11 protein-coding genes are annotated in these 13,100 nt (G+C 68.9%); 6 read left to right on the top strand and 5 right to left on the bottom strand.

The features are described from left to right. Positions 1-5: 5 nt before the first annotated feature. The gene (locus ACFOWZ_RS15915; protein ID WP_382373096.1) at positions 6-605 is read right to left on the bottom strand and encodes a YdcF family protein; all 600 of its coding nucleotides are present in this window, start codon (positions 603-605) and stop codon (positions 6-8) included. A 362-nt stretch (positions 606-967) separates the two neighbouring features. On the opposite strand from ACFOWZ_RS15915, the gene ACFOWZ_RS15910 reads away from it, so the two are divergent. Continuing rightward, the gene (locus tag ACFOWZ_RS15910; protein WP_382373094.1) at positions 968-2,668 is read left to right on the top strand and encodes a cation:proton antiporter; all 1,701 of its coding nucleotides are present in this window, start codon (positions 968-970) and stop codon (positions 2,666-2,668) included. Here ACFOWZ_RS15910 and ACFOWZ_RS15905 read toward each other — a convergent pair whose 3' ends face one another. Next, a complete protein-coding gene (locus tag ACFOWZ_RS15905) occupies positions 2,669-3,430 on the bottom strand; it encodes a GntR family transcriptional regulator (protein ID WP_382373092.1) in 762 nt (253 codons plus the stop codon). A 180-nt stretch (positions 3,431-3,610) separates the two neighbouring features. Between ACFOWZ_RS15905 and ACFOWZ_RS15900 the strand changes: the two genes are divergently transcribed. Genes ACFOWZ_RS15900 through ACFOWZ_RS15880 form a run of 5 tightly spaced genes read left to right on the top strand, consistent with a single transcriptional unit; the run spans position 3,611 to position 9,360 of the window. Continuing rightward, a complete protein-coding gene (locus ACFOWZ_RS15900) occupies positions 3,611-4,846 on the top strand; it encodes an extracellular solute-binding protein (RefSeq protein ID WP_382373090.1) in 1,236 nt (411 codons plus the stop codon). Further along, on the top strand, positions 4,843-5,790 hold the full coding sequence (locus tag ACFOWZ_RS15895) for a carbohydrate ABC transporter permease (protein ID WP_382373088.1): 948 nt from the start codon (positions 4,843-4,845) through the stop codon (positions 5,788-5,790). Before ACFOWZ_RS15900 ends, ACFOWZ_RS15895 begins: the two co-directional genes overlap by 4 nt. Next, a complete protein-coding gene (locus ACFOWZ_RS15890) occupies positions 5,787-6,608 on the top strand; it encodes a carbohydrate ABC transporter permease (protein WP_382373086.1) in 822 nt (273 codons plus the stop codon). Before ACFOWZ_RS15895 ends, ACFOWZ_RS15890 begins: the two co-directional genes overlap by 4 nt. Further along, the gene (locus ACFOWZ_RS15885; protein WP_382373084.1) at positions 6,605-8,008 is read left to right on the top strand and encodes a beta-N-acetylhexosaminidase; all 1,404 of its coding nucleotides are present in this window, start codon (positions 6,605-6,607) and stop codon (positions 8,006-8,008) included. Before ACFOWZ_RS15890 ends, ACFOWZ_RS15885 begins: the two co-directional genes overlap by 4 nt. Beyond that, a complete protein-coding gene (locus ACFOWZ_RS15880; RefSeq protein ID WP_382373082.1) occupies positions 7,993-9,360 on the top strand; it encodes a cellulose binding domain-containing protein in 1,368 nt (455 codons plus the stop codon). Before ACFOWZ_RS15885 ends, ACFOWZ_RS15880 begins: the two co-directional genes overlap by 16 nt. Here ACFOWZ_RS15880 and ACFOWZ_RS15875 read toward each other — a convergent pair whose 3' ends face one another. The 3 genes from ACFOWZ_RS15875 to ACFOWZ_RS15865 are packed head-to-tail and all read right to left on the bottom strand — an operon-like array spanning position 9,361 to position 13,042. Then, entirely contained in the window at positions 9,361-11,493 is a 2,133-nt protein-coding gene (locus tag ACFOWZ_RS15875; RefSeq protein ID WP_382373080.1) for a xanthine dehydrogenase family protein molybdopterin-binding subunit, read from the bottom strand. Further along, the gene (locus tag ACFOWZ_RS15870; protein WP_382373078.1) at positions 11,490-12,467 is read right to left on the bottom strand and encodes an FAD binding domain-containing protein; all 978 of its coding nucleotides are present in this window, start codon (positions 12,465-12,467) and stop codon (positions 11,490-11,492) included. Before ACFOWZ_RS15870 ends, ACFOWZ_RS15875 begins: the two co-directional genes overlap by 4 nt. Next, a complete protein-coding gene (locus ACFOWZ_RS15865; protein WP_382373076.1) occupies positions 12,467-13,042 on the bottom strand; it encodes a (2Fe-2S)-binding protein in 576 nt (191 codons plus the stop codon). The genes ACFOWZ_RS15870 and ACFOWZ_RS15865 overlap by 1 nt, the downstream gene beginning before the upstream one ends. Positions 13,043-13,100 lie beyond the last annotated feature (58 nt).

Below are 13,100 nucleotides of genomic sequence, written 5' to 3'. Positions count from 1 at the left end.
CCTGGTCAGAGCGAGCCCTTTCGCTCGTCGTGTCTCAGGCGGCGGAGCGTCCACAGTCCGTGCAGGGCGAGCAGCGGTTTGACGATCAGCCACTCGCCGGGACGGTAGTCGTCCGCGGGCACGAGCCTTTCGGCGAGATCAGGGCGCTGCCGCCTCAGGTACGCGCGGGCTTTGAGCGCGTGAGCCGGCTGGGAGGCGATCTTGATGCGGTCGACGTCCTTGAGCAGCGGGATCACGTTCGTGACGTTCTCCCAGGTCGTCGTACTTCGGTCTTCGAGGAACACCGTGCCGTCGAACCCGAGCACGGACTTCGCGTAGTCGGCCATCAACTGGGCCTCCGCAGCGCCGGTGCCGGTCACGCCGCCGCTGAAGATCACGCGCGTGTCCCGCCCGTCGGCAGCGGAGATGGAGCGAAGGCCGGCACGAACTCGCCAGCGGTTGACGAGGTTCGCCGTCGCTTGGGGGTTCCGGTACCCCAGCACGACCACCGCCTCCGAGACGCCCCCGCTGTGCCCCACGAGTGTTCGAGACCAACGCCAGTTCAACCACTCGCCCCAGCCCAGGGCTACTGCTCCGGCTATCGCCAATCCTGTCCGTCGTCTCACGCGGCGACTCTAGGGCGCTTCCAGTTCGGCCACGTCGATGCCGTGGCGGTCCAGCGTGGCCGCGGCCGCTTCATCGGCGCGCCTGCGCTCCTTCATGAACGCGACGAGATCATCGGTGGCGCCGACCGCAGCGTCCCGTGGCCGTCACAGTCGCGGTGATCGGTTGAAACGCGGGCTTCCCAGCGCCGAGGGTCATGGCCGTGTGGTGTGCGGGGAGTCCTATGAGAGGCCGGACATGACGGCCCGCGCGCTCGGAGGCGAGATCTGCTCGCTGTGCCTGAGCACCGATCGTGAAGGACGTCACGTGCTGCCCGCCTGACCCTCACGAGCAGGGTCCGTCCTCATCAGACAAACTGCACGCCATGCAGGAACTCGCGTTGCTCGCCGTCGCGGGCGTGCTGATCATCGTGGCGGTGTCGTACTTCGCGCCGAAGCTGGGCGTGGCGGCACCGGTGCTGCTGGTCCTCGTGGGCATGGCGTGCAGCCAGTTGCCCGGCGCGCCGCGCGTGTTCGTCGAGCCGGAGCTGATCCTGGTGGTGGTGCTGCCGCCGATCCTCTACGCGGCGGCGGTGAACGTGCCGGTCGTGGACTTCCGGCGCAACCTCAAGACGATCGGCTCGCTGTCGGTCCTGCTGGTGGCGGTGTCGGCGTTCGGCACGGGCCTGCTGATCTGGTGGCTCCTGCCGGACATCGGCTTCGCCACCGCGCTGGCCATCGGCGCGGTGATCAGCCCGCCGGACGCGGTGGCGGCCACGTCCATCGGCAAACGGCTCGGGCTGCCGCCGCGGCTCGTGACGATCCTGGAGGGCGAGGGCCTGGTCAACGACGCCACCGCGTTGGTGCTGATGCGCACGGCCATCGCGGCGATCGCGACCACCGTCTCGTTCGGCAGCGCTGTGGGCGACTTCGCCTTCGCCGTGGTGGTCGGTGTGGTGATCGGGGGTGCGGTCGGTGTCGTGTCGGTGTGGGTGCGCTCGAAGATCCAGAGCCAGCCGGTGCTCACCACCGCGATCTCGTTCGTGGTGCCGTTCCTCGCGTTCATCCCGACCGAGGAGCTGCACGCGTCGGGCGTCATCGCGGTCGTCACGGCCGGCCTGATCACGGGCCACCAGAGCGCACGCCGGTTCGCCGCGCACGACCGCATCTCCGAACGCACCAACTGGCGCACGATCCAGCTGCTGCTGGAGAACGGCGTGTTCCTGCTGATGGGCTTCGAACTCACGTCGGTGGTCAGCGACGTGGCGGACGAGGGCCTGGCCCGGACCCTGGTGCTCGGCCTGCTGGTGACTCTTGCCCTGGTCGTGCTGCGCGGAGTGTTCGTGGTCCCGCTGATCGCCTTGTTGCGCCATCAGCAAAAACGCGCCGACCAGCTGACGGACCGCATGGAGGAGCTGGTCGACGGCTTCGCGGCACGAGGCCCGCGCCCCGGCGAGGAGCAACGGTTCGACCGGGTGACCCGCTCCCTGCAACGCCGCCAGGCCGACATCAACTTCTACGCCAGCGAAGGCCTCGGCTGGCGCGGCGGCGCAGTGCTCGCCTGGTCGGGCATGCGCGGCGTCGTGACCCTGGCAGCAGCCCAGTCGCTGCCAACGGACGTGCCGCACCGAGCGGAGCTGATCCTGATCGCGTTCACGGTCGCGATCCTCACCCTGGTCGTGCAGGGCGGCTCGCTGCCGCTGGTGATCAGGTGGCTCGGCATCCGCGGCAACGACGAGGAGCACTCGCGCCGTGAGTACGCGAGGCTCGCGGGTGAGCTGGTGGCGGCTGCGCAGGCGCTGCTGGAGAGTCCGACTTTGGTGCGGGACAACGGAAAGCCGTTCGACGACGAGGTTCTGGCGAAGGCGCGGGAGCGGAGTCTCGTCATGGGGGAGGTGATCGACAGGATGGTTTCCGAGCGGGATCCGGACAGTCGGTTGCAGCAGCAGCGGGAATTGCAGCGGGTGATGATGGAGGCTCAGCAGAGTGCGCTGCTGGATGCTCGGGCCGGGGGGACGTTCAGTTCGCACACGTTGGAGCGGGCACAGGTGTTCATCGACAGCGTGTCGGCCCGGTTCACCGCTTGATCAGAACGGGTCGTTGCCCACCCGCGCCTGCACGTCCACCGTCTCCCGAGGCGATCCCCCGAGCGTCAGCCGAGACACGATCCGATACCTGTCCCCGCGATAGATCGAGTGCACGTACTCGACGTGCCGCCCGAGCGAATCCGTCGTCAGCCGCTCGAACAACAGCGCCGGCGCCAGCACCGGCACCCCGAGCAGCGACGCCTCCGACTCGTTCGTCACCGTCGGCTCGATCGACTGCACGGCCTCGGAAACGTGCACCCCGTGCTCGCGCAGCCGTTCGTAGAAGTCGCCGGACTCCATGTCGTGCAACGTCAACGAAGGCGCCAGAACGGCGGGCACGTGCAGGTACTCCAGGGCCATGGGCTCGCCGTCGACCAGGCGCAGGCGGGCGATGTAGTGGATCTCGGCGGCGGGGGAGAGGTGCAGCCGGCGGCCGACTCGGGCGCCGGCCGGGATGCGGGCGTGTTCGAGGACGCGTGACTCCCAGGTGCCCGAGGCCTGGGGGAGGGACATGGAACCCGTGCCGGAGACCATTTCCTGGGTGATCTTGGCTCGGTTCACGAACGTGCCGCGGCCGTGCTGGCGGACCAGCAGGCCCGTGTTGACCAGTTCCTCCACGGCCGAGCGGACGGTGGGGCGCGACACCGACAGTTGCTGGCACAGCACGCGTTCGGCGGGGATCGGAGCTCCCGCCGGGTGGGTCTCGATGAGTTCGAGCAGGTGGTCGCGGACCCGCTCGCGTTTGAGGATCGCCTCGCCCATGCCTCTCCTGCTCGTCGGCCGCCAGTATGGCATACCAGTGGTAAGTAACCAGTTCGTGTAAGATCGAGAGCGCTCTCACCGCCTTGAACTGGGTATTGACCGGCAGAGTGGTCTGTGCCACTTTCTACCTCACCCGTTGAGACCTGACCAATTGGTCACATCCCCAGCGAGAGGTGAGTCGTGTCGCGCTCCGCTGCCCTGCTCGTCCTGGCGCTCACGTTGTCCGCCTGCGGCACGTCCGCGGGAGGGGGTGAGAAGCAGGAGATCACCGTGTGGCTGATGAAGGACACGGCCACCGACGAGTTCGTGTCGAGGTTCGAGAGCGAGTTCGAACGCGACCACGCGAACCTCGACCTGAAGATCCAGATCCAGGAGTGGAACGGCATCACGCAGAAGGTGACCAGTGCTCTGGCCAGCACCGATCCGCCGGACGTGATCGAGGTCGGCAACACCCAGGTCGCCCAGTACGTGGCGAGCAAGGGCGTCACGGACCTGTCCGGCAAGAAGGAAGAACTCCAGGGCGGCGACTGGATTCCGGGCCTGTCCGAGCCGGGCGCGGTGGACGGCAAGCAGTTCGGGATCCCGTTCTACGCCGCCAACCGGGTCGTGATCTACCGCAAGGACCTGTTCGAGGCCGCCGGGGTCACGCCGCCGAAGACCCGCGACGAGTGGATCGCGGCCACGACCAAGCTCGACCAGGGCGACCAGCAGGGAATCTACCTGCCGGGACAGAACTGGTACACGCTCTCCGGCTTCGTCTGGGACGAGGGCGGTGACCTCGCCGAGCAGGACGGCGGCAGGTGGAAGGGCGCGCTGAACACGCCGGAAGCGTTGGCCGGCATGGACTTCTACAAGAAACTCCAGGCTCTCGGCGACGGGCCGAAGGACTCCGACGAGGCCAAGCCGCAGCAGACCGACGTCGTCGCGGGCGGCAAGGTCGCGCAGTTCATCGCGGTGCCGGGTGCGGCGAAGCTCGTCACCAAGGCCAACCCCGAACTGGACGGCAAGATCGGCTTCTTCCCGATCCCCGGCAAGACCGCGGACAAGCCGGGTGCGGTGTTCACCGGAGGCTCCGACCTGATCATCCCGCTCGCGTCGTCCCGCCAAGAAGGCGCGTACGAGGTCGTCAAAGCGCTCGCCGGCGAGAAGTGGCAGGTCGAGCTCGCGAAGGCGATGAACTACGTGCCGAACCGCAAGTCGCTCGCCAAAGACGTCGGCGGCGATCCCGGCACCGCGGCGATGGCCGTCGGTGCGGCCAACGGGCACGCCACGCCGAACTCGCCGAACTGGGCGGCGGTCGAGGCCCGCAACCCGATCAAGGAGTTCCAGACCGCGGTGCTGACCGGCGCGGACCCGAAGGCGGCGGCCGCCAAAGCCGACGAGGTCATCACCCAAGCGCTCAACTCCGGCAAATGACGCTCGTGGCCGAACGGCCGGTGCGGGCGACCGTGCCGGCCACCCCGAAGCGTCACAAGCGGGTCAACGTCCTGCCGTACCTGCTGATCGCGCCAACGCTCGTCGCCACCGCGTACCTGCTGCTGTACCCGCTCGTCCGCAACGTGGTCATCTCGTTGCAGGAGTTCGGGTTGCCGCAGCTGGTGCGCGGGGACGCGAAGTTCGTCGGGCTCGCGAACTACATCGAGGTGCTGCACGATCCCGAGTTCTGGGCCGTGGTCCGCAGGACGTTGTGGTTCACCGCGATCAACGTCGTGCTGATCATGGTTCTGTCCACGTTGGTCGCCTTGCTGCTCGTCAGGCTCGGGAAGTGGTTGCGGCTGCTGGTGATGGGCGGGCTCGTGCTCACCTGGGCGACGCCGATCATCGCCGCCACCACGGTGTTCCAGTGGCTCTTCCAGTCCCGGCTCGGCGTCGTGAACTGGGCGCTCGCCGCGCTCGGCTTCGAGGAGTACCGGAACTACACGTGGTTCGCCGACGGCGAGGCGACGTTCGGGATCCTCGTGACGCTGATCGTGTGGCAGTCGGTCCCGTTCGCCGCGCTGTCGCTGTACGCGGCAATGATCACCGTGCCGCAGGAGCTGTACGAGGCCGCGCGCATCGACGGCGCGGGGGCGTGGCGGGTGTTCTCCACCATCACGTTCCCCATGCTGAAAGCCATGTTCGGGCTGATCACGTGTCTGGAGGTGATCTGGGTCGTCAAGGCGTTCGTGCAGATCTGGGTGATCAGCCAGGGCGGTCCCGGCCAGGCCACGACGACGTTGCCGGTCTACGCGTTCCAGGTCGCGCAGTCGTTGCAGCGCTACGACCTCGGCGCGGCGGTCTCGATGCTCATGGTCGTGCTGCTCGTGCTCGCGCTGCTGGCCTACTTCCGCCAGCTCTACCGGCAGGAGCGCGAAGCATGATCGGACGGATCTCCCGCACGGCGGCGGCGCTCCTCGTCTTCGCAGTCTCGGTCTTTCCCGTGTACTGGATGGTCCTCACGGCTTTCAAGCCCACGAAGGACATCCAGAGCGCGACGCCGACGTTCCTGCCGGCGTCCGTCACGTTCGACCACTTCGGCACCGCGATCGCGGCGAAGGGCTTCTTCTCGTTCTGGCGCAACAGTCTCCTGGTCGCCGGGGGAGCGGTCCTGTTCGCGCTGCTGGTCGCTCTGCTCGCCGCGTTCGCCATCGCGCGCCTGCACTGGAAGGGGCGCCGGGCGTTCGTGCTCATGGTGTTCGTCGCGCAGATGACACCGTGGGAGGCCCTGCTGATCCCGATCTACGTGATCGCCAGGGACACCGGCATGCTCGACACCCTCTGGATGCTCACGCTGGTGTACTTCATGATCACGCTGCCGTTCACGATCGTGACGCTGCGCGGGTTCCTCGCCGCGATCCCGGTCGACCTGGAGGAGGCCGCGCAGGTCGACGGCTGCTCGCGCGGACAGGCGTTCCGGCGGGTGGTGTTCCCGCTGCTCGCGCCGGGACTGCTCGCGACCTCGCTGTTCGGCTTCATCACCGCGTGGAACGAGTTCGCCTTCGCCAACGTGCTGATCATCAAGGACCAGGACGACCGCACGCTCCCGGTCTGGCTGTCGTCGTTCAACAACACCTTCGGCACCGACTGGGGCGCCACGATGGCCGCCTCGACGCTGTTCATGCTCCCGGTGCTGCTGATCTTCGTCGTGCTCCAGGGCAGGGTCACGACCGGCATCGTCGGAGGGGCGGTGAAGGGGTGATCGTTCCGCTCCCCACCAGGGTCGTGCGGCGCAGCAAGGGTTTCACCCTGGACCGCGCCACGAGCGTGCGGGTCACGCCCGGCGCCGAACACGCGGCGAGGCTGCTCCGCTCACTGCTGAGACCCGCAACCGGACTGCCGTTGCCGATCGCCGACAACGGCCAGATCGTCATCGCGCTGGACGCCAAGCTCGTCGGCCTCGGCGCGGAAGGCTACGCGCTCACCGTCAACGAACACGGCGTCCTGCTGCGCGCCGGAACCACTGCCGGGCTTGCGCACGGCATCCAGACGATCCGGCAACTGCTGCCCACAGAGGTATTCCGGCCGAGCCGGGTGTCCGAAGTGGACTGGACGTTGCCCGGCGTCGACATCCGTGACGTGCCCAGGCTGCCGTGGCGCGGGTTCATGCTCGACGTCGCACGGCACTTCCAGCCGGTGCACGTCGTCAGGCGGTTCATCGACCTGATGGCCGTGCACAAGCTCAACGTCCTGCACCTGCACCTGACCGACGACCAGGGCTGGCGCATGCCGGTTCCGAGCCACCCGCTGCTCACGTCGATCGGCGGCTGGCGCACCGAGACCAACGGCGACGGCGTCCCGCACGGCGGCGCCTACACCCGCGGCGAGCTGGAAGGCCTCGTCGCGCACGCCGCCGAACGCGGCATCCGGATCATGCCGGAGATCGAGATGCCCGGCCACGCCCGTGCCGCGCTCGCCGCGTATCCGGAGCTCGGCGTCGCCGGAGAACCGCTGCCGGTCTGGACCCGTTGGGGCATCAGCGACTCGTCGTTCGGCCTGCACGCCATCGGGTTCGTCCGCGAGGTGCTGTCCGAGGTGCTGGAGGTGTTCCCCGGCTCGCACGTCCACCTCGGCGGCGACGAGTGCCTGCTCCCGTCCGACGTGCACGGCGAGTTCCTCCGCCAGGCCGGCAACCACCTGCTGGACCACGGCCGGGTCCCGGCGGCGTGGGAACCGACGGGTGATCCACGAGCGCTCGTGATGCCGTGGAAGGACGAGACGCAGGCAGCAACAGCGCTGGAGCGCGGCCAGGACGTCGTGATGGCGCCGCACACCTCCACCTACCTCGACTACCCGCAGTCCGACGGCCCGCACGAACCGCCCGGCCAGCCCGGACACGTCGTGACCAGCCGCGACGTCTACCACGTGCCGCTGCCCGACGGCGTGCTCGGCGCCCAGTGCCAGCTGTGGACCGAGCACGTCCGCACGAGAGAACACCTGGAGCACCTGGCTTTTCCTCGCCTCGCCGCGCTGGCCGACACCCTCTGGTCACAGCGCCCCGAGTGGGAGGGCTTCACCACCCGGATGCGTCACCACGCATCGAGGCTCGCCGCACTGTCCGTCCCTGCCGAAGTGAGGAGAGAACCTTGCGAGCACTCATAGCCGCTTTCTGCGCGGCGCTGACCGCGATCGCACTGGCCGTCGCACCGAACGCCTTCGCCGCCGACGCCGTCACCGCCCAGTACCGCACCAGCGCGCCCGGTGCGACCACCGACCAGGTCGAACCGTGGCTCAAACTGGTCAACTCCGGCACCACGAGCGTGCCGCTGGCGGAGGTGAAGATCCGCTACTACTTCCGCAGCGAAACACCGGACGTCGGCCACCGGTTCGCCTGCTCGTGGGCCGTCCGCGGCTGCGGCAACGTCACCGGCCAGTTCGGTACCCTGACCGGCGGCACCGCCGACCGCTACCTGGAGGTCGGATTCACCAGCGGCGCGGGCACTCTGGCACCCGGCGCCGACACCGGCGACCTGCAACTGCGGTTCTACCGCACGAACTGGGGCCCGATCACCCAGTCCGACGACTACTCGTTCCGCGGCGAGAGCACGTACTCGACGTGGAACCGCGTGACGGTCCACCGGGGCAGCACCTTGTTGTGGGGCACCCCGCCCGGCGGCAGCCCGCCCACCACCACGACGACGACCTCGACACCGCCCAACCCCAACGGCCCGGCCATGTTCGACGACTTCAGCTACACCAGCTCCAGCGACTCGCGGATCGCCCAGCGCGGCTGGACAGTCCGCTCGGGCGCCGGCGGCCCCGGCGTGCCCGGCGCCGAGTGGGACCCGTCCCGCGTGACGTTCCCGGCCGTCGACGGCCAGAAGGTCCTGCGCCTCGACTCGTGGAACAACGGCTCCGCGGCCCGCCAGACCGAGATGTTCCACCAGCGCAAGTTCTTCGAGGGCACCTACGCGGCCAGGGTGAAGTTCAGCGACGCGCCGGTCTTCGGCCCGGACGGCGACCACGTCGTGCAGACCTTCTTCACCATCACGCCGCTCAACGCCCCGATGGACCCGGACTACGGCGAGATCGACTTCGAGTACCTGCCCAACGGCGGCTGGGGCGAACCGGCCAACGTCATGTACGAGACCACCTGGGAGACCTACCAGAACGAGCCGTGGGTCGCCGACAACGTCCACAACGAACAGCGCGTGAGCTACAACGGTTGGCACGACCTGGTGTTCCAGGTCGGTGGCGGCAGGGTGAAGTACTACATCGACGGCGTCCTGGTCGCCGACCACGGCGACAAGTACTACCCGGAGACGCCGATGTCGATCAACTTCAACCTGTGGTTCATCTCCGGCGGCCTGCAGGGCAGCAGCGCCGAGCGCGCCTACCAGCAGGAGGTCGACTACGTGTACTTCGCCAAGGGGCAGGTGCTGAGCCCGGCCCAGGTGAAGACCGCGGTGCAGAACTACCGCAGCTCCGGCGTGGAGCACGTCGACAACGTGTGATCACAGCAGTTTGTCCAGTGTGATCGGCAGATCGCGGACCCGGACGCCCGTCGCGTGGTGGACGGCGTTCGCGATCGCGCCGGCCACCCCGACGATGCCGAGCTCGCCGATGCCCTTCGCGCCGAGCCCGCTGATCACCGCGTCCGGGTGGTCGAGGAACCGGACGTCGATGCGTGGGATGTCGGCGTGCACCGGTACGAGGTACGAGGCGAGGTTGGCGTTGGTGAACCGGGCGCCGGCGTCGATCTCGGTGGCCTCCAGCAACGCCTGGCCGATGCCCATGACCACGGCGCCCTGGATCTGGCTGCGGGCGGCCTTGGCGTTGACGATCGTGCCCGCGTCGCACACCGACAGCCAGCGCGTCACCCTCGGTTCGCCCGTCAGGCGGTGCACGCGGACCTCGCAGAAGTGCGCGCCGAACGAGCGGAAGCCGTGTTCGGGGTCCACCAGCCGGGGCGAGGTGCCGACCGCTTCGACGCCGCCCACGTCGCACGTCGTGAGCAGGGTGCCGAAGCTCATCGTCAGCCCGCCGGAGGACACGCTTCCGTCGCGGTAGGAGACTTCCTTGCCGTAGAAGGGCGAGCGGGGGTTCGTCGTGGCCAGGGTGATCAGTTCGGTCTGCACGGCTTTCGCGGCGACCTGGACGGCGGGACCGTTGGTGCACGTCGAGTTCGAGCCACCGGCGTTCGCGGCGGCGGGGGACGTGGAGTCGCCGAGGTCCGGGCGCACGCGGGTGACCGGGATGCCGAGCTCGTCGGCGGCCAGGATCGCGAACACGGTGTACTGGCCTGTGCCCAGGTCCGCCGCGGTGCCGGACACCGAGGCCGTGCCGTCCGGGTGCAGCCTGACCTTGATCGACGCTTGACCGCGGGAGGCGCCGTAGGTCGCCGTGGCCATGCCGGTGCCGACGAGCCAGTCGCCGTCGACGGTCGCGCGCACCTGCTTCGGCCGCTTCGACCAGCCGAACTCCTGCGCACCGAGGCGGTAGCACTCGTCGAGGTGCTTGCCGGACCACGGTTTCCCGGTGTTCGGCACGAGGGTCGCGTAGTTGCGCAGCCGCAGCTCGACGGGGTCGACGCCGAGCTGCCCGGCGAGCTCGTCCATCGCGCTCTCCAGGGCGAACGACCCGTTCGCCTCGCCCGGCGCGCGCATCACGGTCGCCGCGCCGAGGTTGAGCGGCACGACCGTCTTGGTGACGCGGATGTTCGGGCTCGCGTAGGTGGTGAGCGTCCAGTTCGCGACGGACTCGGAGAAGTTGCCGCCCAGTCCGCGGCTGGTGACGCCGTCGTTGACGATCGAGGTGAGCTTGCCGTCCTCCGTGCACGTCATCGTGAGCGTCTGCTTCGTCCTCGGCCGGTGGCCCGCCATCGCGAACACCTGCTCGCGGGTGAGCACCGCCTTGACCGGCCTGCCCAGCGCTCTCGACGCCGCGCACGCCAGCGGCACCTGCGCCCAGTTGCCCCACTTGCCGCCGAACCCGCCGCCCACGTGCGGGCTGAGCACGTGGATCTTCGCCGCGTCCACGCCGAGGGTCTCGGACAGCCTGCGCTGCACCAGAAGTGCGCCCTGGGACACGGTGTGAACCGTGAGGTGGTCGCCGTTCCACGCAGCCACGGTCGCGTGCGGTTCCATCGCGCAGTGGTGCTGGAACGGCGTCGTGTAGCTCGCGGTGAAGGTGATGTCGCCGACGGCCTGCGTGCCGATGACTTCCTCGACCTCCTCGAACGCCTGGAGCGTCCGGCCGGGGAACTCGGTGACCGGTGGTTGCCGGTCGTAGGTCGCGGTGACCAGACCGGCGGCGTCACGGGCCTGTTCCCAGGTCTCCGCGACGACGAACCCGATCGCCTGACCGAAGAACCGGATCTCCGTGTCCTGCAACGGAGGGAAGCGTTCGTCGTTCTGCTCCTGCACGTACGCGAAGAGCTTCAACGGGTTGAACGGCGTGTACACGGCGAGCACGCCGGGGGAGGCCAGCGCGGCGGCCGTGTCCATGCTCAACAGCCGTCCGCGGCCAACGGTGCTGGTGACGAGGTAGCCGTAGGTGACGCCGGGGATCTTCGTGTCGGCGGCGTAGGGTGCCGCGCCGGTGACCTTGATGCGGCCGTCGACGCGGTCGACAGAGCGCCCGATCATCGCGCACCTGCCGTTTCGAGCAGTGCGCGGACGATGGCCCGCTTCAGCAGGATGGTCTTGAACGCGTTGTGCGCCAACGGTCGTGCTTCGTCCACAGCGGACTCCGCAGCCTCGGCGAAGGTTCGCTCGATCGCCACCCCGCCCCTGAGCGCCTCCTCGACGGCGCGCAGCCGCCACGGTTTCGTCGCCACCCCGCCCGCGGCGAGACGGACGTCCTGCACCACACCGCGTTTGACGTCGACGGCCGCCGCCACGGACGTGAGGGCGAACTCGTAGGACTGCCGGTCACGGATCTTGAGGTACGTCGAATGCCGCGCCCACGGCAGCATCGGCACGACGACCTCGGCGATCAGCTCACCCGGCCCGAGCACGTTCTCCCGGTCGGGTGTGCCGCCGGGCAGCCGGTAGAACTCCTCGAGCGGCACGACCCGGTCGCCGTCCCTGCTCCGGAGCACGACCTGGGCGTCCAGCGCGACGAACGCGACGGCGACGTCGCTGGCGTGCGTCGCGACGCAGGAGTCGCTGGTGCCGAGAACGGCGTGGTTGCGGTTGACGCCCGTGAGCGCCGGGCAGCCGCTGCCGGGCCGGCGCTTGTTGCAGGCCGACGTGACGTCGCGGAAGTAGTCGCACCGGGTGCGCTGCATCAGGTTTCCGCCGATGCTCGCCATGTTCCGCACCTGGCCGGAGGCGCTGAGCAGCAACGCCTTCGAGATCATCGGGTGAATCGACCTGACGACGGGGTGGGCGGCGACGTCGCTCATCCGCTCCAGCGCCCCGATCCGCAGTGCGCCTTCGTGCAGCCGGATTCCCTTGAGCGGCAAGGCGTTGACGTCGATGACCCGGTCCGGCGTCATGACGTCGAGCTTCATCAGGTCGACCAGGGTGGTGCCGCCGGCGAGGAACGCGGAGCCGGGCCCGGCGAGGTCGAGCGCGCCCCGGACCGTCGAGGCCGCGGCGTAGTCGAACGCGTGCATCAGCGGTCACCAGCCTTGGCCTGCTTGATCGCCTCGAGGATGTTCGGGTAGGCGCCGCACCGGCAGATGTTGCCGGACATGGCCTCCCGGATCTGGTCGTCGGTGCGCACCTCGCGTTCCTCGACGACCTTCACGGCGGACATGATCTGACCGGACGTGCAGAAGCCGCACTGGAACCCGTCGTGGTCGATGAACGCGCGCTGCACCGGGTGCAGGTCGTCGCCGTCCGCGATGCCCTCGATGGTGGTGACCTCCTTGCCCTGCAAGGTCGCCGCCAGCGTCAGGCACGACAGCACGCGTCTGTCGTCGACGTGGACGGTGCACGCGCCGCACTGCCCGCGGTCGCAGCCCTTCTTCGTGCCGACGAGCCCGAGCCGTTCCCTCAGGGTGTCCAGCAGGGTCACTCGCGGATCGAGCCGGAGCTTCTGACGTTCGCCGTTGACCTCGAACACCACGTCGACGAGGCCCGCCGGCGCGGGCTCGGCGGCGAGTGCCTCCACCGCCGGTGTGGACAGTGCGACTCCGGCCGAGACCGCCGCCGCCTGGCCGAAGAACTGCCGCCTGCTGGTTGTCATGTGACCCCCTGTGCTCGGGGCCACACAAGCAGTATCGACCCGATGGGTCAAGGCGCCA

This window comes from Lentzea rhizosphaerae (genome assembly GCF_042649515.1).
Classification (GTDB): Bacteria; Actinomycetota; Actinomycetes; order Mycobacteriales; family Pseudonocardiaceae; genus Lentzea; species Lentzea aerocolonigenes.
This window is presented reverse-complemented; position numbering and strand designations above follow the sequence as displayed.

What these genes read in the sequence shown, in the direction of transcription:
- ACFOWZ_RS15910 (WP_382373094.1), top strand. Translation starts at nt 968, where the DNA reads ATGCAGGAACTCGCGTTGCTCGCCGTCGCGGGCGTGCTGATCATCGTG.
- ACFOWZ_RS15905 (WP_382373092.1), bottom strand. Translation starts at nt 3,430, where the DNA reads ATGGGCGAGGCGATCCTCAAACGCGAGCGGGTCCGCGACCACCTGCTC.
- ACFOWZ_RS15895 (WP_382373088.1), top strand. Translation starts at nt 4,843, where the DNA reads ATGACGCTCGTGGCCGAACGGCCGGTGCGGGCGACCGTGCCGGCCACC.
- ACFOWZ_RS15890 (WP_382373086.1), top strand. Translation starts at nt 5,787, where the DNA reads ATGATCGGACGGATCTCCCGCACGGCGGCGGCGCTCCTCGTCTTCGCA.
- ACFOWZ_RS15875 (WP_382373080.1), bottom strand. Translation starts at nt 11,493, where the DNA reads ATGATCGGGCGCTCTGTCGACCGCGTCGACGGCCGCATCAAGGTCACC.
- ACFOWZ_RS15870 (WP_382373078.1), bottom strand. Translation starts at nt 12,467, where the DNA reads ATGCACGCGTTCGACTACGCCGCGGCCTCGACGGTCCGGGGCGCGCTC.
- ACFOWZ_RS15865 (WP_382373076.1), bottom strand. Translation starts at nt 13,042, where the DNA reads ATGACAACCAGCAGGCGGCAGTTCTTCGGCCAGGCGGCGGCGGTCTCG.